The 4,132-nt window shown below is 67.9% G+C and carries 3 protein-coding genes and 1 pseudogene; 2 read left to right on the top strand and 2 right to left on the bottom strand.

The genetic code is table 11. The features are described from left to right. Positions 1-72: 72 nt before the first annotated feature. Positions 73-600, bottom strand: a complete 528-nt coding sequence (locus tag MJ785_RS20635; RefSeq protein WP_239382432.1) for an NUDIX hydrolase — start codon at positions 598-600, stop codon at positions 73-75. Beyond that, positions 597-1,964 carry a helix-turn-helix transcriptional regulator gene (locus MJ785_RS20640; protein WP_239382433.1) on the bottom strand — a complete coding sequence of 456 codons (1,368 nt, stop codon included), beginning with the start codon at positions 1,962-1,964 and terminating at the stop codon, positions 597-599. The genes MJ785_RS20635 and MJ785_RS20640 overlap by 4 nt, the downstream gene beginning before the upstream one ends. Before the next feature lie 740 nt (positions 1,965-2,704). Between MJ785_RS20640 and MJ785_RS20645 the strand changes: the two genes are divergently transcribed. Both MJ785_RS20645 and MJ785_RS20650 read left to right on the top strand, forming a co-directional pair. Continuing rightward, positions 2,705-3,508: a hypothetical protein gene (locus MJ785_RS20645; protein WP_239382434.1), complete on the top strand. Its 804-nt coding sequence runs from the start codon at positions 2,705-2,707 to the stop codon at positions 3,506-3,508. Further along, positions 3,492-4,132: pseudogene (locus tag MJ785_RS20650) on the top strand (hypothetical protein); the annotation flags it as partial. The gene MJ785_RS20645 and the pseudogene MJ785_RS20650, both read left to right, overlap by 17 nt.

Here is a 4,132-nt window from a genome sequence, read left to right on the forward strand (position 1 = left end):
TCGACCCCTCGGAACCTCGCCAGGGCAACCCAAGAAACAAGATCCTAACGGCCCGAGGCGAAACAGCCCAGGTCAGCCGTGCCCATCCTGGAGGTAGCGGAGGCCCCCATCGGCGAAGGCAGCCAAGGCGGCCTGAACCCGCCGCCAGACGTAGGGCCGCAGGAGGCGGGCGGCCTCATCCGGCGTGCAGAAGCGGACAGCGGCCAGCTCCGGGTCCACGGAGTGGAGACCTCGGGCGTGGTTCGCGGACAGCGTGCCACCGTCGAAGACGAAAGCCAAGAGATCGTCCCACGGTCCGTGCGGTGACACCCAGTCCACGCACAGCAGGTCACCGACGTGGGAGTCAAGGTCCAGTTCTTCCTTCAGCTCCCGCCGCAATGCCTCGCGCGGGGGTTCGTCGGCCTCGGCCATGCCGCCGGGCAGGTCCCAGTCCGGCTTGTACGTCGGGTCCACCAGCAGGATGCGGCCGGTGTCATCGCGGATCAGGGCATCGGCGGACACCCGCTTGCGGGCTTGGCGGGCGTTGCCCTCGGCCAGGTGAGCGAACTCGGCGGGGTCGCGGCCGGCGTAACTGGCCTCCCATTCCCGCTCGATGCTCACGACACCTCAGCGCTCCGGGATGCCGGTAGGGCAGCGGCAACCTGGCCGAGGAAGGCCGTCACGGTCGGGACGGCGGTGTACGGCGCCAGCCGCCGGCCCAAGGCACGCAACTGGCCGACGACGCGGTCTGATGCCAGCTGCGCTGTCGCGCCGAGCACCTGGTCGCCGGCCTCACAGGCTCCGTCCAGGTCGCCGCGATCCAGATGCACCGTGGCGAGGGTCAGGTTGCTGAAGGCCCGGCTTCGTACGCGGTCCGGTGTGCGCAGCTCCAGTACCCGCCGGGCCTGACGCTCCGCGTGGTTCAGGTCGCCCAAGTCGCGCAGGCAGATAGCCGTTTCGGCTGCCAGCGCCGCCTCGTCGAACGGGCTGAGCCATTCGTGACCGGCGGCCACAGCGCGGGCAAGTTCCTGCTCCGCGTCCCACAGGGCGGCCAGACAATCCGGCCGCGTACCAGCCAGGGCACTTCCCCGGGCCTTCATGGCGTACAAGCGGCTTCGGAGTGCGCCGCAGTCCGGGTCGTCGGGCACCAGCGCCAGGCCAGCATCGGCCAGCCGGACGGCGTCGCGCGGTCGCTCATGTTCCAAGGCTAGGTGACTTTGGCTGACCAGGGCTTGGGCACTCAGCGCCTGGTCTGCGGCGGCCGTGGCGAGCCCGAAGGCCTGGACGAAGTGTTGGGCGGCGAGGTCGCCGCGCTCATCGTCGTAGGCCAGCCATCCGGCCAGATCCGTCAGCGACGAGGCCGCCGAGAACATCGCCGACGGTGGGTGCTGGTGCCCAACCAGTTGCGGGGCTACCTCCGTCTGGATGAAGCGCACCACCACGGGGTACAGCCGGCCGCCGCCCATCTGGCGGTCCGCCGCCCGGAAGGCCAATGCCGCCGCGCGGATGGTCTCCAGGGTGTTGCCGCCTGCAAACGGTGCGGCCACGAGGCCGCCGTCCGGCCAGACCGTGGGCGTTGCCGGAACTCCGCGGGGACGGCCAGGCAAATCGAACCACAGCAGGTGAGGAGGAAGCCCCAGCGTCCGAGCCCAGTGGGTCAGCCGGTCCAGGTCCCGGATCGCCGGGCCGCTCTCGATTCGGCTCACCTGGGCCTGCGTCAGACCGAGCCAGCTTCCCAGACGCTCCTGGCTGATCGGCCGCCGGTGGTGCGGGTTGAGCCGGTAGGCCGCCGAAACCAGCCCCATATGTTGGGCTGCGAAGGCGTCCCGAAGTTGATCGGTCTGCCAGAAGTGGGCCGGCACCGTCGGGGGTTGGGAGTGGCGCTGGTGCTGGCGGCGCTCGCACGGACCGCACGCGGACCCGGCGTTGTCCCGGGCCAAGCGGCTCCCACAGGTCTGGCAGTAGCGGGCCGGTGCGGCGTCCATGTTTCGTCCGACCTGCCCCCGCTCGTGGTCATCCCGGTGCGCTACGGAGCAGTGTAAGTCCTGGTCCGTCACCGACGGGTGGAGTCCCGGCGGCCGGATGTATGGCCGTCATACGCGAGGCGGCATGGTCGCCCCCGCTGGGGCCGCTCACGCTGACACGCAGGGCGCCCGAGGTCGGACCGAGGCCATCTCCCCGGCCTCGGGCGTCAGCCAGACGGCGTGACCTTAAACGGAGGAAGCCATGGACGGACCCGACCCCGGACCAAACATCACGGTGAGGCCTGCTGACGCTACCGGGCCAGACACGGTTGCGCTCGCCCGGCTGCGCACCTCAGAGCGGGCCGGCTCCGGTGTACGGGTATATCAGCCTGGAACACGCGGACGAAGCCGAAATTGACCGGCTCACCGACCAGCTCACCAAGCACGCCTTCATATTGTCGAGGCCCTGAGCCTGGCCGCCGCCTACTATCCATCCCCCATCGGCCAGGGCAAGGTGACGTGATGCCAGATTGAGGCTCCCACCTCGGCCCTGTGTCGAACCCCCAGCGCCTGATTTGCCGCATCGTCGTCCCGCCGTCGCCCGAACTGATACGGCGCGGTTCTTTGATGATCTGGCGGTTTTGGAATGGGTATGAGCGGCCTACGGAACCTAGATGCCCACCTTCCCCGGAGTGGCCCATGAGATACTAGCGTTGCCGATGATCGCTATGTACGCTTCCCCATCTTGGAGTTTCACTGCCATGCTCACCGCCGATCGCTGGATGACCGAATACCCCGCCTGGCTGCCGACCGAAAAAGGAGCCCGGCGAGTATTGGCCGTCCCGGACGGCCTGGTGCTGGCCCAGGTCGAAAATGACCGGCTCACTCTCACCGGCCTTAGCGGACAGGCTGCGGAGCCGGGTGCCGACGTGTTCAGCTTGCCGGACGGCGCGGCCGATGAAGTGCCGGCCCTGGCGAAGGAGCTGACCGGCCTCGGCCTGGTTGGACGCTTGCGCAATCCGTCGCTGTGGGAGGCTCTGGCCACCGGCATCCTGCGCCAGGTCATCCGGGCGGGGCAGTCCAAGAAGCTATTCCGGGCACTGTGTGCGGTCCACGGCGAGCGGGTGGCGCTGCCAGACGGCGATTTCTACAGCCTCTTTCCTACAGCCGAAACAGTCCTCAGTCTGACCGACGTGCAGTTTACTGAAATCGGCTTGGCCTTCAAGCGGCCGGCTTTGCAGGCTGCCGCGGCGGCCTACGTGGAGCACGGCACCACCTGGAGCCGCCTGTCTTGGCCCGCCCTGGTTGACGAACTGCAAAGCGTGCGGCGCATCGGCCCGTGGACGGCCGGCGCGGCCATGGCCGACTACACGAACGACTGGGGCCTGTACCCCTACGCCGATCTGGCGGTACGTACGTGGGCGGGGCGCGCTACTCCTTCGCATCACTGGTTCCATAACGAACGCGCCTTCGGCGCCCAGTGGCGACATCTGGCCGGAGAACACCTTTCCACGCTTACGCTTCTCACTCTCGCCTGGGGATCACGCCATGGAGACATCGGATGACGCCGCCGTCCGCGGCGCCAACCCAAACCACCCCCTCGACGCCATCTTTATCAACGCGCCGCTCCGCGATTACGGCCTGCGCCCCCGAGTCAACGACTTCACGTTGCCCGTGCTGGGTATGGCCTATATCGCCACCTACGCCGCCGCCCAGGGATTCAATGTCGGCATCCTCGACGCCGAAGCCTTGGGCCTGGGCGTCAAGGAAACATCCCAGCTCGTGGACCGCCTCGGGCCGCGCTGGGCCGGCTTCAACCTGCTGGCCCCTACCTATGAGGTAAGCGCCTCGCGTCATCGCTCCCCGTCCATCGCCACGCGATGCACGGGTACCCCGACTCGTCGGTCACCACCCAACACCTCCGGCGACTCCCTCCGCCGCCTCGCGATGCACGCACCCCAGCCCCGCTCCTTGACCCACACCCCTATTGCCGGACACTCTTACTTGAACGTAGCTCACGTGACAATACGTGGCCTGACAGCAGGAAAAATGCCGCCGGCCAGCATTGATTGCCATCATGATCAGCGCATGTTTGTTGTTAGGCACGCCGATCCGGGCAAAAACCGTACACAACGACAAACACGCGCCGATCATGGATCGCACGCTGCTCACGGACCGGAGTCGCAACA

This window comes from Protofrankia sp. CiT1, assembly GCF_917627335.1.
GTDB lineage: Bacteria > Actinomycetota > Actinomycetes > Frankiales > Frankiaceae > Protofrankia.